The 300-nt window shown below is 32.3% G+C and carries 1 protein-coding gene; it reads left to right on the top strand.

Annotated elements, in window-relative coordinates; translation table 11 throughout:
- On the top strand, window positions 1-300 hold a 300-nt coding region (locus H4O21_RS28975; protein ID WP_182812816.1), incomplete at both ends, for an efflux RND transporter permease subunit.

The following is a 300-nucleotide window of genomic DNA, read 5'->3' as shown; positions in this document are numbered from 1 at the left end:
AAATAAAAACAGATACTGAGGAATATTTAATCCGGGCAAATTCAAGATCATATTACGCGAATGAGCTATCAAATCTAATTGTTAAAGCTGATGCCACAGGACGTATTATAAAGTTAAAGGATGTTGCAGTTGTAAGAGATAGATTTTCTGAAACACCTAATGCTAATTATTTCAATGGCGATTTATCAATTAATGTAACCATCACCAGTACAAATACTCAAGATTTAATTTCCTCAGCAGATAAAACTAAAGCCTACATCGAGGAGTTTAATCAGAAGTATGATAATGTGCAGCTTAATG

Origin of the sequence: Oceanospirillum sediminis, assembly GCF_014164585.1 — a bacterium.
In the GTDB taxonomy this organism is placed as follows: Bacteria; Pseudomonadota; Gammaproteobacteria; order Pseudomonadales; family Halomonadaceae; genus Oceanospirillum; species Oceanospirillum sediminis.
This window is presented reverse-complemented; position numbering and strand designations above follow the sequence as displayed.